Below are 26,003 nucleotides of genomic sequence, written 5' to 3'. Positions count from 1 at the left end.
ATCACCTGGTCATGCGGCCGTCGCCCCGCGACCGGCGAGCGCTCGCAACGGCAAGCCGACCAGAACCAGCAACGCGAGAATCCACGCCTGCTCGAAGGTGCGGGTGGCGAGGAGAACCAGGCAGAAGCCGACCGCCAGCGGGACGATCAGGCCGGCGAGCGGCAGGCGGAATCCCGGCGCCTCGCCGCCACGTCGCCGCAGGACGACGAGCGCGGCCGCCGTGAGGGCGTAGTAGACGAGTCGCACGATCGCCGCGAAGGTCGCGTTCGAAGCGAAGCTGCCGAACGCAGCGAAGCCGAACGCCGCGGCGGCGAAGAGCACGATGGCCACGTCGGGTGTGCGGAAGCGCGGGTGAACCCGCGCCAGCACGCCCGGCAGCTCGCCCCGCTCGGCCATGGCGAAGAGCACCCGCGGCGACTGCAGAAGGGTCCCCGTCGACCAGCCGTAGATCGACACCATCGCCGCCAGGCTGCCGAGCGTCGCACCGAACGGCCCGAGCAGGGCGCGCAAGACGGCGGCGATCGGCGCGCGCTCACCCGCCGCGTGCGGCACGACGCCGACCACGACGAGTTGCACCAGACAGTAGATCCCCGCCACCAGGGCCAGGGCGACGAACAGGGCGAAGGCCGTGTCGCGCTTCGGATCGCGGGCCTCGCCGGCCGGCAGCAGCGCGGTCTCGAAGCCACCGTAGGCGAAGACGAGCAGCAGGATCGCCTGCGTCCAGTCGGGCTGACCGACCGCTTGCGTGGCGAGCGTCGCCGTCGAGACCCTGCCGAGGCCGATCGCCACGACCAGCCCGAGCGGCAGGAGCTTGGCGACGGTGAACAGGTCCACCGCCCAGGTCGCCTGGCGCACCCCGACGACGTTGAGCGCCGCGACGGCCGACCAGAGCACCGCCATCGCCACGAGCCGCCCGGCACCCTCCCGCGCGGCCGGCAGCAGTTCCCCGAGGTAGAGCGCGAAGACGTTGAGGTTCGCCGCGGCCGACAGCACCCGCGTCCAGAAGATCAGCCAGCCGATCTCGAAGCCGACCCAGGGGCCGAACGCCTCGCGCGTGTAGAGGTAAGGGCCGCCCGCATCGCGGAAGCGACTTCCCACCTCGGCGAAGCAAAGGACGATCGCCAGGATGCCGAGCCCGGCGGCGAGCGCGGCGACCGGGCTCCAGGCTCCGGTGAGCGCGACGAGCGTCGCCGGAAGGCCGAAGATCGCGCTGCCGACGATGCCGTTGACCACCGCCGCCGTGAGATCCCAGCGACCGATAGCGCGCACCAGCGCCGGACGCCGCGGACCAGGCGCCTCCGCTCGTTCCGTCATGTCCGGCGGATCCTACAGGAGCGATCTCCGCCGATTCGGCAGCACGCCGCCCGAATCGCCGTCGCGCCGGACCGCCGCCGGCGGCACGCCGGCGCAGCGGTCCAACGCTGCTCCAACGCTCGCGGCGGAAGCTCCGGGCATGAACCGCTCGACCTGCCCGGAGGCCACCATGTCCGTCGCCCGCCTGCTCCCTGGCTCCGCCCTCGCCCTCCTGCTGTTCGCCGCCCTTCCCGCCTCCGGAGCCGAGCCGCCCGGGCCGCCTCCCGCGGCGGCACCGCGACTCTGGGTCGACACCGAACCGCACCCGCGGCTCGCGCCGGCGCTCAACCAGATTCTCGCGGCGGGCTCGGCCCACGAGGCAACGAACGCCGAGGCCCGGCAGGGGTTGGCGGCGCTGACCGCTCCCGACGGCACGGTCGAGGTCGTCGTCGAGACCCTCGGAGCCGCCGCTCCGGCGATCGCCTCACGCGCCCTCGAGCTCGGAGGCCGGATCACCGCGGTCGAGGGGAGCCTGGTCTTCGCCGCCCTCCCGGCGGCCAGCCTCCGGGCACTCGCGGACGCCCCGGGCGTGCTTCGCGTTCGGCGTCCCAACCATCGCGAGCCGGACGTGGTCAGCGAGGGGGTCACCCCGACCGGCGCGGCGACGCTCCACACCGCCGGCTACCTCGGGCAAGGGGTGAAGGTCGGCGTGCTCGACTGCGGCGGGTTCTCCGGCTATGCGAGCCTGCTCGGCAGCGAGTTGCCCGCCCAGGTGACGCTGTGGAACGGCGGCACCAGCGGCGATCCGGTCGGCAGCAGCCTGCACGGCACCGCCTGCGCCGAGATCGTCCACGACATGGCGCCCCAGGCCTCCCTCTACCTCGCCCACGACGGCAACGAGGCCGACTTCTACTCCGCCGTCGACTGGTTCACCGCCCAGGGCGTCGACGTGATCTCGTACTCGTGCGGCTCGTTCGGCGCCTATCCCTACGACGGCAGCGGGGCGCCGCACAACCTGACCAACGCCAAGGTCGAGGCGGCTCGCCAGGCGGGAATCCTCTGGGTCAACTCCGCCGGCAACTACGCCGACGGCGAGACCTACGAGGCGACCTACTCCGCCTACCCCGGCACCAACTGGCACTCGTTCGACGGCGGGTGGTCGAATCGCTGGGGCTACCTCACGACGGGGCACTCGTACTACCTCACCCTCTCCTGGAGCGACTGGCCGGCGAATCCCGCCACGCAAGGTGCCTCGCACGACTACAACCTCGAGCTCTGGCGATGGGACGGCACACAGTGGCTCTCCGTCGCCGCCTCGAGCAACTCGCAGAACGGCACCGCCGGCCAGTTGCCCTTCGAGGAGATCGACTTCACTCCTTCAGTGAGCGACTGGTACTACCTCGCGATCACCCGCGTCTCCGGACCGGGGACCGACTACCTCAACCTGCGCACCGTCGGCGCCAACTTCGAGCACTTCAACGCGGCGCGGAGCGTCAGCTCGCCGGCCGACTCGCCGCAGGCGTTCACCGTCGGCGCCCTCGCCTGGAACGGCCTCGCCCTCGAGGTCTACTCGAGCCGCGGCCCGACGCTCGGCCCCGGTGGCACCGCCGCCGGCGGCTACCTCAAGCCCGATCTCGTCACCCCCGACGGCGTCAGCACCGCCACCTACGGGGTCAGCAACGGCCAGCCGTGGCCGGGCGGCAGCGGCTTCTTCGGCACCTCGGCGTCGTGCCCGCACGTGGCCGGCGGCGCCGCACTGCTGCTCGACGAATACCCCAACCTCACTGCCGACGCCCTCGCCACCCTGCTGCGCAGCGAAGCGCTCGACGTCGGCGTCGCCGGAGCCGACAACGACACCGGCTACGGCCTGCTCTCGCTCGGCTTCAACGTCGTCTGGGCCGACGGATTCGACGCCGGCGCGCTCTGGCCGGTGCACCGTCCGTGATCGCGACCGCGAGGAGCGCGACGACCATGCGCCCTGTCCCGAACCGTCCCGTCGCCCTCGCGCTGGCGGTCTTCCTGGTGAGCACCGCCGCGCTGGCAGCCGAGGGCGGCGACGCCGCCGGCGCGCTGCGCGCGGTGCCGCACGACGAGCTCCGCTCCGTTGCTCTCTTCCGCGGCGGCGCAGGGAACCACGACTGGCACGATCCACGCAACTGGTCGACCGGTCGGGTCCCCGGGGCGCGCGACGTGGCGCGCTTCGACGCCGCCTCGCCCGACGCCGTGGTCGCCGAGGAGGCCGTCGTCGAGCTCGCCGGGCTCGAGCTGGCGAGCGACACCCCGGCGACGGTGCAGCTCGCCGGCGCGGTGACCGTCTACGGTCTCGTTCGAGTCGATGCCGGCGAGCTCGCCCAGGGTGACGCCGAGCTGCGCGCCGTCGCGCTCGAGCAGGGCGGCGGGCGCTTCGCCGGCGGCACCGCTCGCCTCCGGATCGAAGGCGAAGCGCGGGTGCGCGGCGGGCTCTTCGCCGCGCCGGCGGCCACCACCGCCCTCGGCGCGCTGCGCCTCGAGGCGCCGGCGATCTTCGAGCTCTCCGCCGGGACCGCTCTGCAACTGACCGGCGCCGGCGAGCCGCTGACCGGCAACGGCACGCTCGACACCGTCACCCATCGCCCGAACAGCATCTCTCTGACCGGCACGCGCGACTTCGATCTCGCCACCGCCGAGCCGCTGCGCGGCCGACTCGCCCCACCGGCGCTCGCGACGCGCGAGAGCGGCGCACGCCCGGATCTCTTCGCCGAGGTGGGACCGACCCTGACGCTCAAGAACGAGGAGCAGAGCAGCGGCTGCGCGGTGATCGACAGCACGCACGGCTACGCCTACTTCGGCACCGACACCTCGCCGGGGATCGTGGTGCGCATCGACCTCGCCACCTCGCGGCGCGTCGGCGTCGTGCTGCTCGAGCCCGGCGAGGAGTACCTGCGCTCGGCGGTGCTCGACGCCGCCGCCGGCTACGCCTACTTCGGCACCAACACCGGGCCGGGCAAGGTGGTGAAGATCGACGTCGATCCGGCGCGCCGCTTCGTGCGCGCCGACGCGCTGACGCTGCCCCCCTCCGAGCAGGGACTCCTCGCGGCCGGCATCGACACGACCGCCAGGCTCGCCTACTTCGCCGCCGTCGGCAACTCCGGCCCGCCGCACATCGTGCGCGTCGACGTCGACCCGGGCCACCCGCTCGCCCGGCTCTCGTCGCTCACGCTCGACGCCAGCGACGACTTCGTGCGCTCGGCGGTGATCGATGCCACGGCCGGCTTCGCCTACTTCGGCACCGTCAACCAGCCGGGGAAGGTGGTCAAGGTCGATGTCGCTCCGACGCACGCCATGACCCGCCTCGGCGCGGTCAGCGGACTCTCCGGCGAGAGCAGCTTCGTCTCGGCCGTCCTCGACGAGGCGAACGGCTACGCCTACTTCGGGACGCTGTCGATGCGCGTGGTCAAGGTCGACGTCTCGCCGACCCGCGCGTTCGCTCGCCTCGGCGCGGTGACGCTGGCGAGCGGCGAAGTCGAGCTCACCTCGGCAGCGATCGACGCGACGAACGGTTACGCCTACTTCGGCGTGAGCGGCACGGGCGCCGGCAAGATCCTCCAGCTCGACGTCGGCCCGGCGCGCCCCTTCGCCCGAGTGGCCGCGCTCACCCTCGCGGGGAACGAGACGAATCCCACGGCGGCGCTGCTGGACGCAGCGCGCGGTGTCGCCCTCTTCGGCACCTGGAACTTCACCATCCCGGGGCGGATCGCCCGGGTCGACGTCGACCCCGCCCACGCCTTCGCCCGCCTCGAGCCGATCCTCCTCGGCGCCTCCGAGACGCCCGCGGCCTCGGTGGTCGTGGACCCCGTCCACGGCTTCGGCTACGTCGGCACCGGCTCGCCGCCGGCCGCGGTGGTCCGGTTCGACCTCGCCACCATGCGTCGTTTGGCGATGCTGACCCTCGACAGCGCCGAATACAACCTGAACGCGGCCGCGTTCGATGCGGCTCACGGGCTCGCCTACTTCGGCACCTCCACGTCGCCCGGACGGCTGCTGCGGATCGATGTCGACCCCACTCATGCCTTCGCCCAGCTCGGCAGGGTCGTCTTCGAGAGCGGCGAGGACAGCGTGCGGACGATCGCTCTCGACGGTGCGCACGGCTACGCCTACGCCGCCACCGGGACCTATCCGGCGAGAATCGTCCAGGTCGATGTCGATCCGGCGCGGAGCTTCGTCCGCCTCGGCGCGCTGACCCTGCCGAGCGGCGAGAACAACCTGCTCTCCTCGCTGCTCGACAGCACGCACGGCTACGCCTACTTCTCGACCAACGGCTCGCCCGGCCGCATCGTCAAGGTGGACATCGACCCGGCGCGGAGCTTCGTGCGGGTCGCCGGCGCCGATCTCGCCGCGACCGAAGACCAGCCACGCGGCGGCCTCTTCGACGCCGCGCACGGGCTCGCCTACTTCGCGACGATCGGGACGCCGCCGGCGCTGGTGCGAGTCGACGTCGATCCGAGCCACGCCTTCGCGCGGCTCGACGCGGCGACGCTCGACGCTGCCGAGGGTCTCCCCTGGACGGCCGTTCTCGATGGCGGATCGGCCTTCGCCTATCTCGGCACGCTGGCTGACCCGGGGAGGGTGGTGCGCGTCGATGTCGATCCCGGGCGCACGTTCACACGGCTCGATGCGGTGACGCTCGCCGCGGGTGAGGGCGACCTCGTCGCCTCGGCGATCGACTCGGCAGCCGGACTGGCCTGGTTCGGCACTCAGGGCGATCCGGGAAAGATCGTCCGGCTGCACCTTGCCGCGGGTGCCGGCACGGTGCTCCCCTTCGCCGACGGGTTCGAATCGGGCGATGCCCAGCGCTGGTCGGAGCTCCTCACCGAATGACCCTCGATCCGTCTCGCCGGCGCAGCCCGAGGAGGCTGCGCCGGCTTTGCCCGGACGGATCGGCGGAGGGCGGGGCGAGGCCCGACCTGAAGGACCGGCAGGTCAGCCCGCGGCCGAGACGGCGCCGAAGAACGACAGCGCCGCACCGATCGCCCAGACGGGCAGGCACATCGCCCAGCGCATGAACGGCGTCTTGCACGCCTCCCAGTTCTGCGCCACGAAGAAGAAGATGACGAACGGGATCAGCAGGCTGGCCAGCCCCCAGCCGATGCTCTTCTTGAAGGCAAGGATGAGGATCTGGATTCCGAAGATCAGCATGCCAATTCCGCCGACGATCGACAACAGCATTCCGAGGGTGCCCATGGTGGTCTCTCTCCCTGGAGCGAACGACCGAGGTCCCGCACCACGAGGCGCCGGATCGCACGTCCGGCCCGCCTCGGGGGTTGCCGCCTCCTGCCGTTGCTCGTCCCTGCCTTCAGACTCGTCAAACCCGGCCTGCGGAGGACATCACCGCCCTGACCGTCGTCGCCTGTCCCCGTCGCGCGTCGGGCTGCGCATCACGATGAAGGACCGTCGGCGACCGCACCCGCTCGGTCGCCGCACGCTCGACAGGAGTCCGTCATGCCCACGTCCCACCGCCCGCCGCTCTTCTCGGCTCGTACCTGCCTTCTGGCCGGGTTGCTGGGGACCGTCCTCGCCGGCCCCGGAACCGCTGCGCAGCGCACCTGGTGGGTGGAACCGTCGCTGCCCGAGAGCGGCCGACTGGTCAACGGAGGCTTCGACACGGACGTCTCGGGTTGGGTCGTCACCGACCCGGTCAACGTGCCGATGAGCTGGGACGCCACCGACGCCACGGGCAGCCCGAGCTCGGGCTCGGCGCTCCTCGTCACCTCGGCCGTTCCGAGCAACAACGGTGGCGTTTTCCAGTGCATCTGGCCAGTCGTGCCCGGAGCCAACTACACCCTGCATGGACGCATCCGTATCGCCTCGGGCCAACCCGCGCTCGGCGGCGCAGCGGGGATCTTCCTCCGCGCCTGGTCGTCGTTCTCGTGCACCGGCTCGGCCGTCGGCGACCCCGCCGCCACCGCCTACATCGGCACCAACGCCGATCCGTCGAGCCTCGACGTCTGGGTGCCGGTCACCGCGACCCTCACCATGCCCGAAGGTGCGCAGTCGCTCTGGGTCTACTTGAACGTGCAGCGCTGGAGCTCGCCGACCGGGTTTGCCGCCCGCTTCGACGCGATCACCCTCGACCTCCCACTCCACGCCGACGGCTTCGAACGCGGCGACCTTCTGGCCTGGGACGGCGAACAGAGCGCCCTCTGAAGTCGCACCGAATCTGACGTTCGGGGCCCTTCCCGGCTCCCCTCCCGCAGGGTCCCATCGGAGAGACCGCGGTCGACCGCCGTCTCTTCGATTGAGAAAACCGTCCGAATGCGCTACAACTTCGACGGTCAGCGAGGACATGGTGAGGGGACGCTCGGCGGGACTCGGATTCGCGGTAGCGCTCGCACTGTCCACCGCCGTCGGGTTCGCCGAGAACCCGCCCGCCGAAACCCTCCCTCAACTCGAAAAGCGCCTGGAGAGCGCTACCGACTCCGACCGGATCGCCCTGCTCAACCGGATCGCCGGGATGGTCGTCCGTCAGGACGGCCCCCGAGCGAAGGCGCTGGCGACCGAGGCGCTGGCTCTCGCCGAGCATCTCGGCGACCGGCCGGGCGAGGCGCTGGCACAGAAGAACCTCGCCCTCTCCTTCCTCGTGCTCGAAAGCGCCGCCGAGGGTCTGCCGCACATCCAGCGCGCCCACGAGCTGTACGTCGCCCTCGGAGACCGCCAGGCCGAGGCGGCGACGCTCGGCTACACGGGGATGCTGCTTTCCGCGACCGGAAAGACCTGGTCGGCCATCTCGACGATCCGCCAGGCGCTCTCGCTCTACACCGAGCTCGGCGATACCAAGGGGATGGCGGCGGCGACGAACAACCTCGCCGCCGAGCTGACCCAGGTCGGGGAGCTCGACGAGGCCCTCCGCTTCGCGCTCGAGTCGCTGCGTCTCGAGGAATCGCTGGGCCGCAAGATCGGCATCGCCAACGACCTGAATTCGATCGGCAACATCTACTTCGAGCTCGGCGACTACCTGAAGGCACGCGACTTCTACGAACGCGCCCTCCCCCGCTTCGCCGAGCTCGGCGAGAAGCCGGGCGAGGCCCGGGTGATCAACAACCTCGGCAACATCGACGAGAAGCTGGGCCGCGACGATCGCGCCCGCCACGCCTACGAGCGCGCGCTCGCCATGGGGCTGGCGCTCGCCTCGCGCTCGATCGAGACCGACGCGCGCAACAACCTCGGCATCGTCTTCAAGAAACAGCAACGCTACGCCGACGCCATCGCCCAGTACCGCGCCGTCCTGCGACTCCGTCAGGCCAACGGCGACCTCGCCGGCCTGCCCTCGACCTACCACAACCTCGCCGAGGCCTGCCTGCTGCAGGGTCGCCCTCGCGAGGCGCTTGCTCACCTCGAGGAGGGGAAGAAGGCCGCCGCCGAGCTCAAGTCGAACGAGCCGCTCGAGAGCATCCACCGTCTCTCCGCCGAGGCCTACGCGGCGCTGGGCGACTGGAAGAACGCCTACGAGAGCGAAGTCCGCTACGGCGAAGTTCGCTCGGCGCTGCTCGACGCACAACGCAGCCGGAAGATCGCCGAGCTGCAGGAGAAGTACGACGCCGAGGGGCGGGCGAAGCAGATCGCGCTGCTCGCCAAGGACAACGAGCTGCTCAAGAAGGACGGGGAGATCCGGCGTCTCGCGCTGGCGCGCTCGCGGCTGGTCACCGGAATCCTGGTGACCTTGTCGGCTCTCGTCGTCGTCGCCACGCTGCTGCTCTTCCGGCGCTACCTCTACCTGCTCGCCTTCTGGAAGAAGCGGAGCTTCGTCGGCCAGTACCGCATCGACGCGGAGATCACCAGCGGCGGCATGGGCGTCGTCTACCGGGCAACCAGCCTGCTCGAGCCCGACCGACCGGTGGCGCTCAAGGTCATCCGCGAGGAGCTCGCCGCCGACGAGCGGCAGCGGCAGCGCTTCATCAACGAGGGCCGGATCATCGACGCGCTCGACCACCCGGGCATCGTCAAGGTCCTCGACCGCGGCGAGCATGCCGGACGCCTCTACCTGGCGATGGAGCTGCTCACCGGCAAGACGCTCGCCGCGTGGATCGCCGAGGCGGCGGCCGCCGGCCGGCCGATCGAGCTCCGGCGCGGGCTCGCCCTGCTGCGACAGCTCGTCGAGGCGGTGGCGGCGATCCACGCGCGAGGCGTCATCCACCGCGACATCTCGCCGGCGAACGTCCTGGTCGTCGAGTGCGACGGCGCGGAGCAGGCCAAGCTGCTCGACTTCGGCCTCGCCAAGGCCGACACGGGGCGAACGCTGACCGAAGCAGGCGAGCTGCTCGGGACGCTCACCGGGCTCGCTCCGGAGCGCATTCAACTGCGCGACCTCACCCCCGCGAGCGACACCTTCTCGCTCGGCGTGCTCGCCTACGAGCTGCTCACCCTGAAACGCCCGTTCTCCGCCGAGGAGCCGGCCGAGCTGCTGCGCCAGCTGCTCTCCCTCGACCCGGTGCCGCCGCAGCGCCTGCGTCCGGAGATCGGCGCCGAGCTGTCGGCGCTGGTCATGGCGATGCTCGCCAAGGAGCCGCGCGATCGCCCGGACGACGAACAGCTGCTCCACCGCTTCGCCCGGGCCGGGGAGAGCGCGTGATCGAGAGCCTCAAGTCGCGGCTGGCGGAGAAGATCGCCCAGAAGCGGATCGGCCTCATCATGCTCGTCGACCGCGCCGGACGCATTCGCTGGCGCGCCGGCCGGGAGATCGCCGGGCGGACCGTCGAGTCCGGCACCGGATTCTCCCGCAGCCACCTGCTTCAGGTGCTCGTCGGCCACGACAGCGTGAGCCTCTCGGACGTCGTGATCAGCGCCTCGGAGCCGGCGTTCCCGGCCTCGGCGCGCTGCCTGTTCGTGCGCAGCCTCTTCGTCCACCCGGTCAACGACGACCTCGTGCTCTACGTCGATTCCGGCAGCGACCGGCTCGACCCGGACGACATCGCGTTCTTCCGCGACAGCGGCGAGTCGCTGCGCGAGCTGCTCGACGAGCTGCGCAACGTGGAGGAGGAGGCGGGCGGCATCACCGGACCGAGCGCGGACGCGGCGCGCATCCGCCGGCTCGCTCTCGCTTACGCCCTGGAAGACGATCCGGTCCTGGTGCTCGGCGAGACCGGCGTCGGCAAGAGCCACGTCGCCCAGCTCATCCATCGCTTCTCGGGACGGCGCGGTCAGCTCATCGTCGTCGACACGCCGGCGATCCCCGAGAGCCTCTTCGAAAGCGAGCTCTTCGGCCACGCGCGCGGCGCCTACACCGGCGCCGATCGCGACCGACCCGGTCTGGTCGACGCGGCGGCGGGCGGCACGCTCTTCCTCGACGAGGTGGCCGAGGTGCCGCTGGCCGTGCAAGCGAAGCTCCTGCGCTTCGTCGACACGCAGCGATTCCGGCGGGTCGGCGACTCGGTCGAACGCAGCGCCAGCGTCCGGCTGATCGCCGCGACCAACCGCGACCTGACCGAGGAGATCGCGCGCCAGCGCTTCCGCGAGGACCTCTACTACCGCCTCGACGTGCTGACGATCGCCATCCCGCCGCTGCGCGAGCGGCGCGAGGATCTCCGCGCGCTGATCCTCGAACACCAGCGCTTCCTGCGCGGCCGTCGTCTCGGTGCCGGCTTCTGGCACGCCATGCTCGCGCACGACTGGCCGGGGAACGTGCGCGAGCTCGTCAACGTGCTCAAGCGGGCCGGCGTCGAGTCGGCCGCGGGCGAGCTCGGCAGCGAGGTGGCCCGACTGCTCGGACGCCGCGCCGAACGCGAATCGGCCGGCGAGCCGCTGGCGCGTGTCCGCGCCGCGCTCGAGGCCGGGCAGGGCTTCTGGGAGACGGCGTGGGAGGCGTTTCTCGAGCGCGACCTCAACCGCGTCGAGCTGCGCTCGCTGCTCGTCGAGCGCTTCGCCGATTGCGACCACAATCTCAAAGAGCTGGCCCGTCGCCTCGCCGTGCCGGACGCCGACTATGCCCGCTTCGTCTCGGCGCTGCACAAGTACCGCGTCCACCCCGCACGCGCGGACGCCGGCTGAGCGCTACCGCACGACCAGCGCCGGCACCTTGATCTCCTCGGCGGGCTTGCACTGGAAGTCGGCGAGCTCCTTCCTGCCGCTGCCCTCGTCGACCGCCGCCAGCTTGCCGTTGCCCTTCCAGAGGCCGGGGACCAGGTCCATGCGGAAGTAGTAGGACCTGCCGCTTTCGACGGCGAGCGTGATCGCGTCACGCGCTTCGTCGGCCCAGACCCGATGCGAGCCGGGGGTGAGCTTGATCTTCACGAACGTGCCCGGGTCGAGCTCCGCGACCTCGACGCCGTCGAGGTAGACGGAGGTGTTGAGCGCCATGCCGACGATGCGCTTCTGGCGGTAGACGACCATCAGCGACTCCTCGCCCGCGGCGGCCGGCGCCACGGCGGGAGGCGGCGGAACCGGCTCGCGCGGTGCCGAGGGCGACTCTGCCGGGGGAGCCGCCTTCGCCGCTGCCGGTGGCGACCCGGTCGAGCTGCAGCCGGCAAGCAGGCCGGCGATGCCGAGGGAAACAGAAAGAAGGAAGACGTCTCGTCGAATCATGGTCTCTCTCCTGTTGCGTGGATGCCGTTCACAGCAGCGGGCGGCCGACCGCGCGGAGCGCGGCGAGGCCGGTCCAGTAACAGATCGGCACGAGGCCGACCAGAGTCATGGCGACACCGAGGAAGGCCAGGAACTTCAGCGCATGTCCGTAGCTGCCGAAGCGATACTGCGAGAGGAAGCTCCAGCCGTCGAGCGTCAGCGCCGTGGCGCCGATCGCCGGCAGGCAGAGCAGGATCGCCGTGAGACCGCCGGGCTGGCGCGGGCCGAGAAGGATGACGCCACCCGCGACCGCCCAGATGGCGGCGCCGAGCCCCGTTGCCAGCAGGCGCACGAGCCAGCGGGTCCGCTGCGTTTCAGCGGCGTGCCAAGGTCGAGCGGAGGCGGCACCTCCGGGGGACGAGCGGGGGCCCTCGAGCGCTTCGGGTCGTTCCATGATCTCCCTCCTCGCCGATCCCCAGAGCAGGTCGCGTGCCATCGACGGCGAGCGAGCGAAGCGATGGATTTCAATGGATTTCCGCCGGAACGGTGCGGCGCCTCGGCGGGCAACATGGCGCGCTGGGTAGGGGCGCTACCGTCGCGGGTATCGCCCCCCGCCGGCCGCTCCCCTCGCGAGGCATGCCACGATCTCCGCTCTCCCTCGAAAGAAACCGAGCTTTTCCCGCACCTCTGGATGCGTGGCCTCCTCTGCCGGAATGTCCCCGCCCTCCGGCGTCTCGCGCTCCCCCAGGCAAGGAGAGACCTCTCATGCGCTCGCGGACGTTCCCAACCCTCGTCCTCGGCCTCGCCACGCTCGTCGCCGGCGTGTCGATGCCCTCACCCGCCGGCGAGGCGCTCGCGGCCGGCGACGTCGTCCGCGACGAACGCGCCGATCTCGCGGCCGGCAGCTTCTTCGGTGGGAGCGCCGCGCTTCCCTGACGGGGAGCGGCTCAGCGCGGCGGACCGCCGGCGCGGCGCAGGAGGCGCTCGGCCTCGCGGGTCGAGGCGTGGCGAGCCCCGCGCTTCTCCGCGAGCAGCGGCACGGCGGCGGCGAGATCGGACCGCGCGCGCGGCCGGTCGCCGTCGGCGAGGGCCATCCGGCCGCTCTCGAGCAGCGCGTCGGCACGCAGCACGTCGTGCGGCCGCACGCGCGCGAAGATGTCGAGCGCGGCGTCGAGGCAGCGACGCGCCGCGGCGCGATCGCCGGGACCGGCGCGGGCGAGCAAGGCGCGCGCCAGCAGAAGCTCCGAGCCCGCCACCTCGCGGTGATCGCGCGTGCCGAAGAGCTTCACCTCGAGGGCGCGCACCCGCTCGAGCGTCGCCACCGCCGCGGCGGCACGACCGGCGGTGGTCTGCACCTCGCCCAACTGCTTGAGAGGCAGGCGGACTTCGTAGCTCTCGCCGCCAGCGGCGCGTTCGATGGCAGCCACCGCACCCGCGAGCTCGGCAAGCCCCTCCCCGACCTTGCCCATGCGCGCATGCGCCCATCCCAGGTTGGCGAGCGCACGCTGCTGCTGCACATTGCCCGGACCGAGCGTCCGCGAGTAGATCTCCGCCGCACGCGCGTAGAGATCGGCGGCCTCGGCGTAGCGCTCCTGGCCGGCGGCCGAGAGCCCGAGATAGCGCAGGCAATGGGCCGAGTCGAAGCGGTCGGGGCCGAAGATGTCGAGCGCTTCGCGCAGCGCCGCCTCGGCCGCGGCGTGCTCCTGGCCGCCGAGCAGCAGCACACCGTAGGAGAAGAGCGTCTCGGCGAGCCGCTCGTGCCGCGGGCCGAGCCGCGCACGCTGGGTGGCGATGGCGGCGGCGAAGAGCGGGCGCGCCTCCTGCGGCCGCGACAGCCGGTCGAGCAGTCCGGCGAGATTGGCCTGCGCCTCGGCCACGCGTGGATGCCCGGCGCCGGAGATCCGCTCGAAGGCGGAGAGCGAGGCGCGGTAGGCCGTCTCGGACTCCGGGTAGCGACCCACCATCTCGTAGGCGATGCCGAGCTCCTGGCGCGCCGCGGCCACCGCCAGGGAATCGGCTCCCTGGAGAGACTCCAGCGTCGCCAGCGCCTGCTCGAGCAGGGTGACCGCGCGGATCGTGTCCTCGGGATTGGTCAGCGAGGCGCCGAGACGCCCCCGCGTCTCGGCCACCGCTTCGCTCTGCTCGCCGTACGCGGCGATCAGCCGCGGCAGCGCCGCCTCGAAGGCCTTCTGCGCCTCGAGACGGTCACCGTGCGACATCAGCGCCTCTCCCAGCACCACTTCACCGCGGGCGAGCTGGGCATCGTCGCGCACCGGCAACGCGGCACGCAGCTCGAGGGCCCGCCGCGCGTGCACCAGCGCCGGATCGAGCGCCCCGAGGCTGGTCTCGATCTTGGCGATCGCCTCGAGCAGGTCGGCGTGGGTTTCCGGATCGGCCACGAGCTCGACGTCGAGGCGCTCGGCACCGCGCGCCAGGACCTCGCGTGCGGTCGGCTCGGTGCCCGACGACCCCTGCGGATCGGATTCGCGGAAGATCGACACCAGGAACGACTTGACGCGCTCGGCGCGCGCCGAGGCGAGATCGGCGCGCTGCGCCTGGGCGCGCGCCGCGCGCGCCTGCCAGATCGCCACGCCGAGCCCGGCGAAGAGCGCCACCCCGGCGACGGCCGAGGCCACCACCGCCCAGCGATGACGGTCGACGAAGCGCCGCACGCGGTAGGCGAGCTCGTCGGGGCGCGCCGCCACCGGACGCTTCTGCAGGAAGCGGGCGAGATCGTCGGCGAGCGCCGCCGCCGAGCGGTAGCGCCGCCCCGGCTCGCGGTGCAGCGCCTTGAGCACGATCAGGTCGAGATCGCCCACCACCCGCCGCACGGCGATGGGGGGCAATGGGCGCTCCGTCGCCGCCGCGCTCTCGCCGTCGGCCCGCCGCCGGAGGGCCAGGCTGGGGCGCTCGACCGTCTCCTGGCCGAGCGCGCCGGCGAGCACGTCGAGCGAGCGCGACTCGCGACGGTGCGGCAGCGTCCCGGTGACCAGCTCGTAGAGGATCACGCCGAGGGCGTAGATGTCGCTCGCCACGGTGACCGGCTGGCCGAGGATCTGTTCCGGCGCGGCGTACGCCGGAGTGAGCGCGCGACCTTCGAGCCGCGTCAGCGTCGCGCTCTCTCCCGGCTCGTCCTCGAGCAGCTTGGCGATGCCGAAGTCGAGGAGCTTCGCGGTGCCGTCGTCGGTGACGAGGATGTTGGCCGGTTTCAGATCGCGGTGGACGACGAGCCGCCGATGAGCGCTCGCCACCGCATCGCAGACCGTGGCGAGGAGGCGAAGCCTCCCTTCGAGCGGCAGATGGCGAGCTGCGCAGTAGTCGGTGATCGGCTCGCCGTCGACCCATTCGAGGACGAAGAACGGCCGGCCGTCCTCCGCCGTGCCGCCGTCGAGCAGCCGGGCGATGTTGGGGTGGTCGAGGTTGGCGAGGATCTGCCGCTCGCGCAGGAAGCGCCGGACGATCCCGTGCGCACTCCCGCCGTGACGCACCACCTTGATCGCCACGCGCTGCGAGAAGGCACCGTCGTCACGCTCGGCGAGGTAGACCTCGCCCATGCCGCCCCGTCCGATCGGCTTGACGACGCGCCAGGGACCGAGGCGCGTCCCGGGCCCGAGCGAGAGTTGCTCGTCGATCGGTGACGCCTCTTCCCCCGGGGTCGTCGCGGACGTCGCGGTGTCGGCAGCCGTGAAGCGCGACGACGGGGCTACGGCGATCTCGCCCTCGCTCTCCTCGCGAGCCGGATCTTCGACGGCTTCGACGAGCGAATCGGAGAGCGGCTGATCGAGGAACTCGCCGGCCTGGGCCTCGGCGGCGAGCAGTCGCGCCAGCCTCGCGCCGAGCGCCGGATCGCGCGCCGCGATCTCGGCGAGGCGGGCTTGGCGCTCCGCGTCGGGGCGCTCGACGAGGTCGTCGAAGAGCTCCTCCCAGGCGGCCGAACGAGGCTCTCCGGCGGACGGGTTCATGGACGGGCGAATTCTGCCACGTCACGCCGCGGGCGAGCGCGCCGACCGCCCTCCTGCCGTGCCACCCGCCCGCGCAGGTCCCTCGCTCTCGCTCGGGACGACGAGGGCGCGGGTGCGCCGGCACATCGCCTCACCTCCCGGCGATGGGAGCGATCTGCTCGACGAGGGCGCGGGTGATCGGGCACCTCCTTCGGCCATGCCGACAGAGGGCGCAGGGGCGGGGAGCGGCTCAGTCGGCCGGCGGCGGCGTGGCGTCGCCGCGTAGCTCGGCCCAGAGAAACGCCCGCGCCCGGCGCCAGTCGCGTTTCAGCGTGCGATCGCTCACCCCGAGCAGCACGGCGATCTCCTCGAGCTTGAGCCCGGCGAAGAACCGCAGGTCGACGAGGCGGGCGAGCCGCGGGCTCTCCGCTTCGAGCCGTGCCATCGCCGTGTCGAGCGCCATCAGGTCGGCGGGTCCCAGCGCGTCTTCCGCCGCCGGGTCGAAACCCTCGGGCCACGAGACGCGCAGACCGCCTCCACGCTTCTCGGCGCCGCGCCGGCGGGCAAAGTCGATCACCACGTGCCGCATCACGCGCGCCGCGAGGTTGAGGAAGTGCGACCGGTCCTCGGCCGCGAGCTCGGCGGGCGGCACGAGACGGAGGTAGGCCTCGTGCACCAGCACGGTGGTGTCCAGGGTGTCGCCGCTGCGGCGACCGCTCCGCCCGAGCTGGGCTCGAGCGAGCCGCTTGAGATCGTCGTAGAGACGGCGGAACAGCTCGTCGGCGGCGCTGCGGTCGCCACGGCGGGCGGCCTCGAGCAGCGTGGTCAGTGCGGTCGTCGTGTCAGGCATCGTTCGCTCGACGTTCGTCTCCCGGCGCGGCAGCCGCCGCGCTAGAAGATGGCCTCCATCGCCGCCCGGTCGCCGCTCTCGACCGCAACGGCCTGAGCGACGGCGGTCGGCACGGTGCGCAGCCCGAAGTGGACCGCGGCCTGGATCTTGTTGTGCAGGAACGACGCCTGGGCGTTCTCGGCGATCGCGGTGCGGCGCGCCGCGGCGGGGGCGTCTCCGGCGACCCCGCGCGTGGCGAGCAGGTCGGCGAGCTGGGTGCGGGCGATCGCCGCCTGCTGCAACAGGAAGCCGCCGCCGCAGAGCGCGCCGAAGAGGTCGAGCAACGGCACAGCGTTGAGCGTCACGAGCAGCGCGCCGTCGGGGCGGCGCGGCACCTCGGCGACGAGCCGGCGGAAGGTGGCGAGCCCCGTCGCCACTTCGCGACCGGCCGCCGCGAGCTCCGGCATCGCGGCCACCGCCGCGGCCGCCTGCTCGAGCTCGTCGAGCAGCGCGGCGAGCGGCTTGCCGCCGTCCATGGCGAGCTTGCGGCCGACGAAGTCGAGCGCCTGGATGCCGTTCGTCCCCTCGTAGATCGAGGTGATCTTGGCGTCGCGCAGGTACTGCTCGACGGGGTAGTCGCGCGTGTAGCCGTAACCGCCGAACACCTGCACCGACCACTCGGCGACGCGGAACCCCCAGTCCGAAGCCCAGGCCTTGCACACCGGCGTCAGCAGCGCCACCGCCGACTGGTGGGCGCGCCGCTCGTCACCCTCGCTGGCATGCGAGCGATCGAGGTGCCAGGAGGTGCGCAGCAGCAGCGCGCGCATCGCTTGCACCGTCGCCGCGCTGCCGAGCAGCATCCGGCGCACGTCCGGATGCTCGACGATCGCCACCGGCTCGGCGCCGCGCGACGGGTCCCAGTGGCGCATCTGCACCCGCTCGCGCGCGTAGTCGAGCGCCGCGAGGTAGGCCGCCGCCCCCACCGCCGTCCCCTGCAGCCCGACCTCGATGCGCGCCGCGTTCATCATGTCGAACATCAGGCGGATCCCCTGCCCCTCCTCGCCGAGCAGGAAGCCGCGGCAGCGGCCTTCGCGTCCGAAGAGCATCGTGCAGGTGGGCGAAGCGTGGATCCCCATCTTGTGCTCGATGCTGCTGCACCAGACGTCGTTGCGCGCACCGAGACTTCCGTCGGCGTTCGGCAGGAACTTCGGCACCAGGAAGAGCGACAGCCCGCGTGTCCCCGCCGGGGCGCCGGGCGTGCGCGCCAGGACGGCGTGCACGATGTTCTCGGCAAGGTCGTGCTCGCCGCAGGTAATGAAGATCTTCTCCCCGGCGATCCGGTAGGTGCCGTCCTCCTGCCGTTCGGCCTTCGTTCGATTGGCGCCGACGTCGGAGCCGGCCTGCGACTCGGTCAGGCACATCGTGCCGGTCCAGCGGCCTTCGATCATCCGCGGGCAGTAGAGCTCGCGCAACTCCGGCGTGCCGTAGTCGGCCACCAGCTGCGCGGCGCTGCGGGTGAGCAGCCCGACAAGGTTGAAGGCGAGGTTGGCGCCGGCGAAGATCTCGTTGGCCGCCGAGCCGACCGCGTCGGGAAGCCCCATGCCGCCGAGCGCCGGATCGCTCGTCAGGCCGACCCAGCCGCCCTCGCAGAAGAGCTTCCACGCACGCACCGCCGACGGCGGCACGCTCACCCGGCCGTCCTCCCAGGTCACCCCCGCGCGGTCGCCCTCGACGTTGATCGGCGCGAGCTCGCGCACGGCGAGCTCGGCGGCCTCGCCGAGCACCATGCGCAGGCTGTCGCGGTCCCAGTCGGCGAAGCGCGGATGGGCCAGCAGCTCCTCGAGACGGAGCCAGTCGAAGAGCTGGAACTCGAGATCCTGGAGATCGACGCGGTAGGGCATGGCTCCTCCGGAGGTGGAACGGCCCAAATAGGATAGCCGGGATCGGGTCCCGAGCGAGAGAGTCCGAAGAGATGGAGGTCAGGGCCGCTGCGCCGGCCAGGCTTCGAGGCCCCCGGTTTCGAAGCCGTCGACTTGCAGGACACCCGGGAGGAGCAGGCGGACGGCGAAGCGGCTCCCGGCGCCGCGCAGCTCGAGACGCCAGCCGGTCGAATACTCCTGCGGGTCGACCGTGTGCCAGGAGACGACAGTCGCCGTCGCTCCCCGCGGAAGGAGCGGCACCAGGCGAAATCCCGGAACGGTGACGACCCCGCCGGCGATCGTCGGCTCGACCGGCAGGTTGAGCTGGAAGACCGCCTCCACGTCGGGGTCGACGACGAAGCGATCGTCGAGCAGCAGCCCCGTGCCGGAGAGCTCGACCGTGCGCTGCCAGAGGTTGACGCCGCGCCCGGCGCCGTACGCGGCGGTCAGGTCGGCGACGAGGCGGGTCCAGCTCGCCCCGGCCTGCACGGCGAGCGACGAGGTGGTGCCGGGCAGTTGGGTGATCGGCACGCCGGCACGGTCGAAGCGCACGAGGTTGTGCTGCTCGGTCCCCTGTTCGATGCCGCTGTGCGAGAAGACGTACTCCGAGACCGCCAGGAAGTCGCCGTGGAAGAGGTTGAACGAGCCCTGGTCCTGATGGGCGTGCGACTGGTCGTAGCGTCCGGCGACGAAGCTTATCCAGGTCGCGTCGCTGCCCCAGCCGGTGCGGGCGAAGAGATGCCCGGCGCCGACGGCGTGATGGACGAGCGCCGTCGGTGCCGTCTCGGTGACGCCGGCGGGCAGCAGGTCGTGGCGCAGGTTGAAGCCGCTGGTCATTTCGTCGATGGCGATGTGGTGAAGCCACCAGGAGGCCCGCTCGCGCACCGCCGGGGCGACCGCCATCGCCCGCGCTTCGAGCACCAGCCGGCGGTGGTAGTCGTAGAGCCAGGGGTACGACTCGCGCGCCAGGTCGCCGATCGGCGCATAGCGATCGAGCGTCGGGACCGTCGCGTGGATCCAGTAGTCGATCGTGTCGGCGAGGTGGCTCGACCTGACCCCGAGATCGACGCTCGTCGAATCCCGCCAGAGCCGGTAGAGCTCGAACAGGCGCATCAGGGCGAGCCCGTAGCCCGTCCCCTCCCGACTTCCGCCGCCGGAAAGCTGCGCCCAGTAGGCGGTGAGCGCCGGCAGCTTCTCGTCCTCGAGCAGCGCGAGCCAGGTCGGGCTGTCCGACGCCAGCCCCCAGAACATCGTCGCTTCGAGGAAGCTGAAGTGGTAGTTGTTCCCCGGGTCGTCGACCCCCCAGCCGGGCCACGGGTGCGCCACGCCGCCCCAGCTCGCCTGGCCGTGGTGCCAGAGGTTCCACACCGTCTGCTCGGCATAGGCCGCCCAGCGGCTGCGCTGCTGCGCGGTCAGCACCGGATAGCACCAGGCGTAGACCAGGGCCACGTCGTGGATCCACGGCCCGGACTCGAGGTACTGGTCGCCGGCGATCGGCGGCACCTGACCGATGGCGATGAACCCCTCGGCCTCGCTGACCTGTGCCTCGACCGTGGCGATGGCGAGCTGGGCGTACGCCGACTGCCCCGTCACCCGGTAGACCGTCACCGCGTCGGTGGCGGTGAAGCCGTAGGGCGGCGTGCCGTCGAGCGCTTGGTCGACCCAGGCGACGAAACGCTGCCAGGCGACCGACTGCGTGTCGACGTAGGAAAGGTCGAGCCCGATCGTCGCACCGAGGGTCGAGGCGGACAGGCCGCCGACGAGGAGCACGCCGACGACGACCAGGACGAAGCGAGGGCCACGAAATGACGGAGAGCGGCGCATGACAGGACCACGCGAATTCTCGCCGGGTCCCGCCACCTCGCGGTGTGGGCTTCTCCACTGAGGCGGCGCCCGCCTCCTCGGGGAGAGCGCCCGACACCCGCGACGCAATGGCCGAACGGTGCGACGAGCGGCCCGCCCTTCACGAACGAAGGGCGGGCCGCGGCGACGCGGGCTCAGAAGGTGATCTTGGCGGCGAGCTGGACGATCCGGTTGTCGGCTGCCGTCGTGTCCTGCCCGAAGTTGCTCTGCGGCGCCAGCGTGTTGGCGCTGGCGTTGTACGTGTAGTAGCCGGTCCGCTGGCCGATGATGTTGTCGCGATCGAAGAGGTTGAACGCCTCGGCGATCAGCTCGAGACCGACGCGGCCACCCAGACGGATCTCCTTCGAGATCCGCAGGTCGACGCCGTAGGTTGCCGGCAGCTCGACCGAGTCGCGGCTGCCCGGCACGATGTCGTTGCGCCGGTTCCCGTCGTTGTTGAGGTCGTTGGTCACCGCCAGGGAGTACGGCTGACCGCTCTGATACGACGCGATCCAGGAGATCGACCAGCCGCCGAGCACGGCGCGGCGCCAGCCGTCGCTTTCCCGGAAGTAGGGGAGCTGCCAGAGACCGGAGACGACGACCCGGTGCCGCTGGTCGTTCGCTCCGGGCGCGCGATCCGCCTCGAAGTCGGCCGGGTTGGAGGCGAACTTCGCGTCGTCGCTGCCGCCCGGCACCACCGCGGTGGCATCGGGGACCGTGTCTTCGACCTTGCCGTAGGTGTAGGCCACGCTCGCCTGGAACCCGTGGACGAACCGGCGGCGCAGCTCGATCGTCGCGCCGTCGTAGCGGCTCTCGGCGGTGCTCTCGAACCGCAGGATGCGGTCGAAGTTGGAGAACGGCCGCGCCGACGGGAAGCGCTGGACGGTAACGCTGCCGCCCGTGGTCACCGGAATCTCGGTCGCCACCGGCGTGCCGACGTTGAAGTCGCGGGTCCGCTGGAGGTGGTCGGCGTCGACGTGCAGGTAGCTCACCGCGAGCGCCAAGTCGGGCGTGATCGCCCAGTCGGCGCCGAGGCTCGCCTGCGCGACTTCCGGGTTCTCGAACGCCGGGTCGAAGACGAAGATCGACGGCTTGGGCGGCGTCGCACCGGTGGGGATCGACGTCAGGATCGTCGGGTAGATCGGCACCGCGCTGCCGGTCAGGGTGATCGTCTGGACGTTGATGCCGTTGTTCGAGTGCGCCGTCCCCACCATGATCGCCGGCGTCCGGCCGTAGAAGACGCCGTAGCCGCCGCGCACCACGACGTCGCTGCGCGGCGTCCAGGCGAAGCCGAGGCGCGGGGCGTAGTTGTCGTCGTCCTTCGGCACGAAGCGCGTGTCGATGCCCGCGGCCGCAAGCTGCGGATCCGGGTTGCGGACCTTCGACGGGTCGTACTTCTGCAGGTCGTAGCGCACGCCGAGCATCACCGAGAGCTGCGAGCTGATCTTCCACTCGTCCTGCACGAAGGCGGCGAGCTCGCGCGAGCTCGGCTTGGTCGTCGGACCGGTGGTGCCGGCGCCGGCGAACGCCTGGACGTAGGAGGACGGCACGCCGAGGTTCCAGGCCGCGAGCGAGTCGAAGGTGTAGCCGCCGGAGAAGTTGCCCGGGAAGTAGTTGAGGATGTCGTCGTGCAGGTAGTCGAAGCCGGCCTTGATGCCGTGCGATCCCTTGAACCAGGAGACGGTGTCGGCCACCTGCCAGCGGTCGATCGTCGTCTCGCGCGGGCTGAAGAAGTTCCGCCCGACGACGAGGATCGTGCGCCCGCCCTGGCGCACCGTCGCCTCGGGCAGGTCGCTGTTCGCCTTGCCGGGCTCCTGGTCCTTCGCCCACTGGCCCCGGAGCTCGTTGAACAGGGCGTCGGAGAAGACCGAGGAGAGCGAGGCGTTGATCGTGTCGGTGTTCACCAGGCTGTCGCCGGTGTGCTCGGCACCGTTCGTGGCACCGCCGTTCTCGAAGTTGACGCCGGTGAACTCCTGGCGGTTGTAGCGCGCCGACAGCCGGTGGGAGGACGAAGGCAGCCAGTCGAGCTTGGCGAGATAGACGTCCTGGTCCTGGCCGCGCTCCCAACTCTCGCCCTTGGCCCGCAGCTTGGCGAGCCCGGCGATCGTGTCGGGGTCGTTCGGCAGCGTCAGGCCGGCGAGGTTGTTGTCGATGCTGATGACGTTCGGGATGGTGTTGCGCTGCGCGTCGTAGGAGAGGAAGAAGAAGAGCCGGTCGTGCACCACCGGCCCGCCGAGCGAGAGGCCGAACTGGTCGTAGCGGTACTTCGACTTGGCGCGGTTGGCGATTTTGTCGGCGTACTGCTTGGCGTTCAGATCCTCGCTGCGGTAGAACTCGAACGCCGAGCCCTTGAGCTCGTTGCCTCCCGACTTGGTCACCACGTTGATCACCGCGCCGCCGGCCCGTCCGTACTCCGCCGAGTAGGCGTTGCGGTTGACCTGGAACTCCTGCACCGCGTCCTGGCTGAACTGGTATGGCGCGCGACCCGAGCCGGTCCGGCCGAGCGTCTGGCCGAAGAAGGTGTTGTTGTTGTCGGCGCCGTCGACCACCAGCGAGTTCAGCGTGCCGCGCTGGCCGGCGAAGCTGATGTCGCCGAGCCGCACGTCGCGGGTCACGCCGGGGGTGGTGAGCACGAAGTCGATGAAGTTGCGACCGTTCGTCGGCAGCGCCGCCACCGCCTCCGCTCCCACCGCCGAGGCCTGCGCGCTGCGCGTCACCTCGAGCACCGACGCCTCGCCGGTGACGGTGATCGACTCGCTGACCGCGGCAAGCTGCATCTTCAGGTCGACCGTCAGGGTCTGGCCGATGCCGACGCGCAGATCGGAGCTCTTGAGCGAGGCGAAGCCCGAGAGCGAGGCCTCCAGCTCGTAGGTGCCCACCGGCAGGAGCGGCGCCCGGAAGAGGCCGCTGCCGTCGGTCACGGTGCTTCGCGACAGGCTGGTCGCCACGTTGCGGATCGCCACCGTGACCCCGGGCAGCGGCGCGCCACTGTCGTCCTTCACGCTCCCTTCGATCGTTCCGCCGGTGCTCTGCGACTGTGCTGCAACAAGCGCCGGCACCAAGAAGCCCAGCAACATCCCTGCGGCGACGAGACCACGCAAGCCCCGGCCACGGTCCCAGAATCTCGGCCCCATACATCCCTCCTCGGTTGGTGGCGCGAACCCTAGCACGGGAGCAGCTCCGGATCCGTCGGGTGGCTCACCGCCGGCACGGCGCGACCGGTCTTCGGGGAGCGTCGTGCCCGTGCGGCGGGGCGGGTCGGGCGCGGCGGCGCTCAGCGCCCGACGAGCTCGAGCAGCTCGTCGACGATGCGCAGGGTCAGCCCCCAGATCACCCGATCCCCGAAGTGGTAGCAGGGCATCGGCACCGGGAGGCCGGCTCGCACCCAGGTCATCGCCCGCCGGTTCCGCCGATCGGCGAGGAAGGCGAGCGGAACCCAGACGAACTCCTGGACCTCGTGGTTCGGCACCAGCTCGCTCGGACGCTCGAGCGCGAAGACGAACGGGGCGACGCAATGCGGCAGTCGGCCGAGCGCGAGGTGGGTTCGCACTTCGGAGAGCCGACCGATCAGCGCTCCGTGCGTCCCGAGATCGAGCGACAGCTCCTCGCGCGTCTCCCGGACTGCCGCCGCCAACGGGTCGGCGTCGCCGGGATCGACCCGGCCGCCCGGCAGCCCCATCTGCCCGGACCAGGGATCCCGCGGGTGCTCGGCACGGCGGATGAAGAGCAGCTCGGGGCCCTCGCTCTCCTGCCGCAGCACCGCCGCCACGGCCGCCTTGTGAGCGTCGCGAACGGCGTCGTCGACGCGCGCCGGGTGCGCGGCGAGGATCGCGGCGAAGGCGCCGAGGTCGGGCAATCGAACCATCGACGGAATTCTCGCACCGCGCGCTAGACTCGGCACGCCCCCTCGCCGTTCTCCGCCATGACCCTCGCCTCCGCCGCCGTCCTGCTCTTCCTGGTGATGGACCCGCTGGGCAACGTGCCACTCTTCGTCTCGGCGCTCGCCGGCGTGCCGGTCGAGCGGCGCACGCGGGTGCTGGTGCGCGAGCTGCTGATCGCTCTTGCCGTGCTGCTGGGGTTCCTCTTCGGCGGACGCGCGACGCTCGACCTGCTGGGCATCCGCGAGGAGTCGATCTCGATCGCCGGCGGCATCGTGCTCTTCCTGATCTCGATCCGCATGCTCTTCCCGGTCCACGACGACGGGCGCGAGCAGAGCCGCTCCGAGCCGTTCATCGTGCCGATGGCGATCCCGCTGCTCGCCGGACCGTCGACCTTCGCGACGCTCATCCTGCTCGCCGGTCAGGGCGGCGCGCGGCCCGCCCTGCTCGCCGGCGCGCTGTTTGCCGCCTGGGCCGCCTCGGCGGCGATTCTCCTCGCCTCGCCGGCGCTCGACCGGCTGCTCGGCGAACGCGGCCTGATGGCGATGGAGCGCCTGATGGGGCTGCTGCTCGTCGCCCTCTCGGTGCAGATGTTCCTCGACGGCGTCGCCGTCTATCTGCGCTGAGCCGCGCGGAAAAGCCCTACTTCGCCCGCAGGTACGGCGACGGCCAGGGGACGTCGACGCCGAGCCCTCGCGCCGCGTGGAGCGGCCAATAGGGATCCCGCAGCAGCTCCCGCCCGAGCAGCACGAGATCGGCCTCGCCCTCGGCCAGGATGTGCTCGGCCTGCTCGGCGGTCGTGATCAGACCCACCGCGCCGGTGGCGATCGCCGCCTCGCGCCGGATGCTCGCGGAGAACGGCACCTGATAGCCCGGAGCGAGCGGGATCGTCGCCTGGGGCACCAGGCCGCCCGAGGAGCAGTCGATCAGATCGACACCGCGCGCCCGCAGCTCGCGCGCGAGGGCGATCGACGCGTCGAGATCCCAGCCGCCCTCGACCCAGTCGGTCGCCGAAAGACGCACGACCAGCGGAAGCTCCGCCGGCCAGACGGCACGCACCGCCTCCGCCACGGCGAGCGGCAGGCGCATCCGGTGGGCGAGCGATCCGCCGTAGTCGTCGTCGCGGCGATTGGACAGCGGCGAAAGGAACTGGTGCAGGAGGTAGCCGTGCGCCATGTGCAATTCGACGAGGCGGAACCCGGCGGCTGCGGCACGACCGGCGGCCGCGGCGAACGCCGCGACGATTTCGGCGATCGCGCGCTCGTCGAGGGCGTGCGGCTCGGGACTGCCGTCGGCGAAGCGCAGCGGGCTCGGCGCCACCGGGCACCAACCGCCGTCGCGCGGCGCGAGCGGCCGGCCGCCGCGCCAGGCGAGATCGGTCGAGGCCTTGCGCCCGGCGTGCGCAAGCTGGATTCCGGCCACCGCCCCCTGGGCCTCGAGAAAGGCGGCGATCGGCGCCAGCGCGGCGGCCTGGTCGTCACGCCAGAGGCCGAGGTCGCCCGGCGAGATCCGACCCTCGGGTCGCACCGCCGTCGCTTCGACGATCACCAGGCCCGCGCCGCCCACCGCCCTGCTGCCGAGGTGGACGAGGTGCCAGGCGGCGGCAAGGCCGTCCTCGGCCGAGTACTGGCACATCGGCGAAACGGCGATGCGGTTGCGCAGCTCGACACGGCGCAGGCGCAGAGGGGAAAAGAGGATGCTCACGGCCACCTCCAGCGGGAAGGAGTGCCCCGCCGACAGTCTGACGCATCCGCTCCCCGTCCGCGAC

At 71.7% G+C, this 26,003-nt stretch carries 18 protein-coding genes; 7 read left to right on the top strand and 11 right to left on the bottom strand.

The features are described 5' to 3' along the window. Nucleotides 1–9: 9 nt before the first annotated feature. Nucleotides 10–1,314: an amino acid permease gene (locus tag IPJ17_10270; GenBank protein ID QQR75925.1), complete on the bottom strand. Its 1,305-nt coding sequence runs from the start codon at nt 1,312–1,314 to the stop codon at nt 10–12. A 169-nt stretch (nt 1,315–1,483) separates the two neighbouring features. Between IPJ17_10270 and IPJ17_10265 the strand changes: the two genes are divergently transcribed. Beyond that, the gene (locus IPJ17_10265) at nt 1,484–3,238 is read left to right on the top strand and encodes a S8 family serine peptidase (protein QQR75924.1); all 1,755 of its coding nucleotides are present in this window, start codon (nt 1,484–1,486) and stop codon (nt 3,236–3,238) included. 26 nt (nt 3,239–3,264) lie between these two features. Next, entirely contained in the window at nt 3,265–6,150 is a 2,886-nt protein-coding gene (locus IPJ17_10260) for a hypothetical protein (GenBank protein ID QQR75923.1), read from the top strand. Between the two features lie 102 nt (nt 6,151–6,252). Here the strand turns inward: IPJ17_10260 and IPJ17_10255 are convergent, their stop codons facing one another. Continuing rightward, nucleotides 6,253–6,513, bottom strand: coding sequence for a hypothetical protein (locus IPJ17_10255; GenBank protein QQR75922.1), 261 nt, complete (start codon nt 6,511–6,513; stop codon nt 6,253–6,255). Between the two features lie 258 nt (nt 6,514–6,771). On the opposite strand from IPJ17_10255, the gene IPJ17_10250 reads away from it, so the two are divergent. The 3 genes from IPJ17_10250 to IPJ17_10240 all read left to right on the top strand — a co-directional run bounded on the left by IPJ17_10250 (nt 6,772) and on the right by IPJ17_10240 (nt 11,313). Continuing rightward, the gene (locus tag IPJ17_10250; GenBank protein QQR75921.1) at nt 6,772–7,476 is read left to right on the top strand and encodes a carbohydrate binding domain-containing protein; all 705 of its coding nucleotides are present in this window, start codon (nt 6,772–6,774) and stop codon (nt 7,474–7,476) included. 139 nt (nt 7,477–7,615) lie between these two features. Then, nucleotides 7,616–9,898 carry a tetratricopeptide repeat protein gene (locus IPJ17_10245; protein ID QQR75920.1) on the top strand — a complete coding sequence of 761 codons (2,283 nt, stop codon included), beginning with the start codon at nt 7,616–7,618 and terminating at the stop codon, nt 9,896–9,898. Next, nucleotides 9,895–11,313 carry a sigma-54-dependent Fis family transcriptional regulator gene (locus tag IPJ17_10240; GenBank protein QQR75919.1) on the top strand — a complete coding sequence of 473 codons (1,419 nt, stop codon included), beginning with the start codon at nt 9,895–9,897 and terminating at the stop codon, nt 11,311–11,313. Before IPJ17_10245 ends, IPJ17_10240 begins: the two co-directional genes overlap by 4 nt. Nucleotides 11,314–11,316: 3 nt before the next feature. Here the strand turns inward: IPJ17_10240 and IPJ17_10235 are convergent, their stop codons facing one another. Next, nucleotides 11,317–11,847 (bottom strand): DUF2846 domain-containing protein, encoded by a 531-nt coding sequence (locus IPJ17_10235; protein QQR75918.1) that lies wholly within the window; start codon nt 11,845–11,847, stop codon nt 11,317–11,319. Nucleotides 11,848–11,875: 28 nt separating this feature from the next. Next, on the bottom strand, nt 11,876–12,280 hold the full coding sequence (locus IPJ17_10230) for a hypothetical protein (protein QQR75917.1): 405 nt from the start codon (nt 12,278–12,280) through the stop codon (nt 11,876–11,878). A gap of 311 nt (nt 12,281–12,591) precedes the next feature. Between IPJ17_10230 and IPJ17_10225 the strand changes: the two genes are divergently transcribed. Next, complete coding sequence (locus tag IPJ17_10225) at nt 12,592–12,762, top strand: hypothetical protein (GenBank protein QQR75916.1); 171 nt, start codon at nt 12,592–12,594, stop codon at nt 12,760–12,762. 11 nt (nt 12,763–12,773) lie between these two features. Here IPJ17_10225 and IPJ17_10220 read toward each other — a convergent pair whose 3' ends face one another. The 6 genes from IPJ17_10220 to IPJ17_10195 all read right to left on the bottom strand — a co-directional run bounded on the left by IPJ17_10220 (nt 12,774) and on the right by IPJ17_10195 (nt 24,222). Beyond that, complete coding sequence (locus tag IPJ17_10220) at nt 12,774–15,788, bottom strand: serine/threonine protein kinase (protein QQR75915.1); 3,015 nt, start codon at nt 15,786–15,788, stop codon at nt 12,774–12,776. Between the two features lie 229 nt (nt 15,789–16,017). Continuing rightward, complete coding sequence (locus IPJ17_10215; protein QQR75914.1) at nt 16,018–16,617, bottom strand: sigma-70 family RNA polymerase sigma factor; 600 nt, start codon at nt 16,615–16,617, stop codon at nt 16,018–16,020. 41 nt (nt 16,618–16,658) lie between these two features. Then, nucleotides 16,659–18,497: an acyl-CoA dehydrogenase gene (locus IPJ17_10210; GenBank protein QQR75913.1), complete on the bottom strand. Its 1,839-nt coding sequence runs from the start codon at nt 18,495–18,497 to the stop codon at nt 16,659–16,661. Between the two features lie 78 nt (nt 18,498–18,575). After that, nucleotides 18,576–20,339, bottom strand: coding sequence for a hypothetical protein (locus IPJ17_10205; GenBank protein ID QQR75912.1), 1,764 nt, complete (start codon nt 20,337–20,339; stop codon nt 18,576–18,578). A gap of 173 nt (nt 20,340–20,512) precedes the next feature. Further along, the gene (locus tag IPJ17_10200; GenBank protein QQR75911.1) at nt 20,513–23,491 is read right to left on the bottom strand and encodes a TonB-dependent receptor; all 2,979 of its coding nucleotides are present in this window, start codon (nt 23,489–23,491) and stop codon (nt 20,513–20,515) included. A gap of 140 nt (nt 23,492–23,631) precedes the next feature. Further along, nucleotides 23,632–24,222 carry a CoA pyrophosphatase gene (locus tag IPJ17_10195; protein ID QQR75910.1) on the bottom strand — a complete coding sequence of 197 codons (591 nt, stop codon included), beginning with the start codon at nt 24,220–24,222 and terminating at the stop codon, nt 23,632–23,634. 57 nt (nt 24,223–24,279) lie between these two features. Between IPJ17_10195 and IPJ17_10190 the strand changes: the two genes are divergently transcribed. Next, the gene (locus IPJ17_10190; protein ID QQR75909.1) at nt 24,280–24,861 is read left to right on the top strand and encodes a YhgN family NAAT transporter; all 582 of its coding nucleotides are present in this window, start codon (nt 24,280–24,282) and stop codon (nt 24,859–24,861) included. A 16-nt stretch (nt 24,862–24,877) separates the two neighbouring features. Here the strand turns inward: IPJ17_10190 and IPJ17_10185 are convergent, their stop codons facing one another. Beyond that, on the bottom strand, nt 24,878–25,939 hold the full coding sequence (locus IPJ17_10185) for an NADH:flavin oxidoreductase/NADH oxidase (protein ID QQR75908.1): 1,062 nt from the start codon (nt 25,937–25,939) through the stop codon (nt 24,878–24,880). Nucleotides 25,940–26,003: the final 64 nt, after the last annotated feature.

The organism is Holophagales bacterium (assembly GCA_016699405.1).
Classification (GTDB): Bacteria; Acidobacteriota; Thermoanaerobaculia; order Multivoradales; family JAGPDF01; genus JAAYLR01.
The sequence above is the reverse complement of the archived record's forward strand: the minus strand, read 5'-3'. Positions and strand labels throughout refer to the sequence as shown.

What these genes read in the sequence shown, in the direction of transcription:
- IPJ17_10235 (QQR75918.1), bottom strand. Translation starts at nt 11,847, where the DNA reads ATGATTCGACGAGACGTCTTCCTTCTTTCTGTTTCCCTCGGCATCGCC.
- IPJ17_10245 (QQR75920.1), top strand. Translation starts at nt 7,616, where the DNA reads ATGGTGAGGGGACGCTCGGCGGGACTCGGATTCGCGGTAGCGCTCGCA.
- IPJ17_10210 (QQR75913.1), bottom strand. Translation starts at nt 18,497, where the DNA reads ATGCCCTACCGCGTCGATCTCCAGGATCTCGAGTTCCAGCTCTTCGAC.
- IPJ17_10190 (QQR75909.1), top strand. Translation starts at nt 24,280, where the DNA reads ATGACCCTCGCCTCCGCCGCCGTCCTGCTCTTCCTGGTGATGGACCCG.
- IPJ17_10230 (QQR75917.1), bottom strand. Translation starts at nt 12,280, where the DNA reads ATGGAACGACCCGAAGCGCTCGAGGGCCCCCGCTCGTCCCCCGGAGGT.
- IPJ17_10220 (QQR75915.1), bottom strand. Translation starts at nt 15,788, where the DNA reads ATGAACCCGTCCGCCGGAGAGCCTCGTTCGGCCGCCTGGGAGGAGCTC.
- IPJ17_10225 (QQR75916.1), top strand. Translation starts at nt 12,592, where the DNA reads ATGCGCTCGCGGACGTTCCCAACCCTCGTCCTCGGCCTCGCCACGCTC.
- IPJ17_10200 (QQR75911.1), bottom strand. Translation starts at nt 23,491, where the DNA reads ATGGGGCCGAGATTCTGGGACCGTGGCCGGGGCTTGCGTGGTCTCGTC.
- IPJ17_10265 (QQR75924.1), top strand. Translation starts at nt 1,484, where the DNA reads ATGTCCGTCGCCCGCCTGCTCCCTGGCTCCGCCCTCGCCCTCCTGCTG.
- IPJ17_10270 (QQR75925.1), bottom strand. Translation starts at nt 1,314, where the DNA reads ATGACGGAACGAGCGGAGGCGCCTGGTCCGCGGCGTCCGGCGCTGGTG.
- IPJ17_10215 (QQR75914.1), bottom strand. Translation starts at nt 16,617, where the DNA reads ATGCCTGACACGACGACCGCACTGACCACGCTGCTCGAGGCCGCCCGC.
- IPJ17_10195 (QQR75910.1), bottom strand. Translation starts at nt 24,222, where the DNA reads ATGGTTCGATTGCCCGACCTCGGCGCCTTCGCCGCGATCCTCGCCGCG.
- IPJ17_10205 (QQR75912.1), bottom strand. Translation starts at nt 20,339, where the DNA reads ATGCGCCGCTCTCCGTCATTTCGTGGCCCTCGCTTCGTCCTGGTCGTC.
- IPJ17_10260 (QQR75923.1), top strand. Translation starts at nt 3,265, where the DNA reads ATGCGCCCTGTCCCGAACCGTCCCGTCGCCCTCGCGCTGGCGGTCTTC.
- IPJ17_10255 (QQR75922.1), bottom strand. Translation starts at nt 6,513, where the DNA reads ATGGGCACCCTCGGAATGCTGTTGTCGATCGTCGGCGGAATTGGCATG.
- IPJ17_10250 (QQR75921.1), top strand. Translation starts at nt 6,772, where the DNA reads ATGCCCACGTCCCACCGCCCGCCGCTCTTCTCGGCTCGTACCTGCCTT.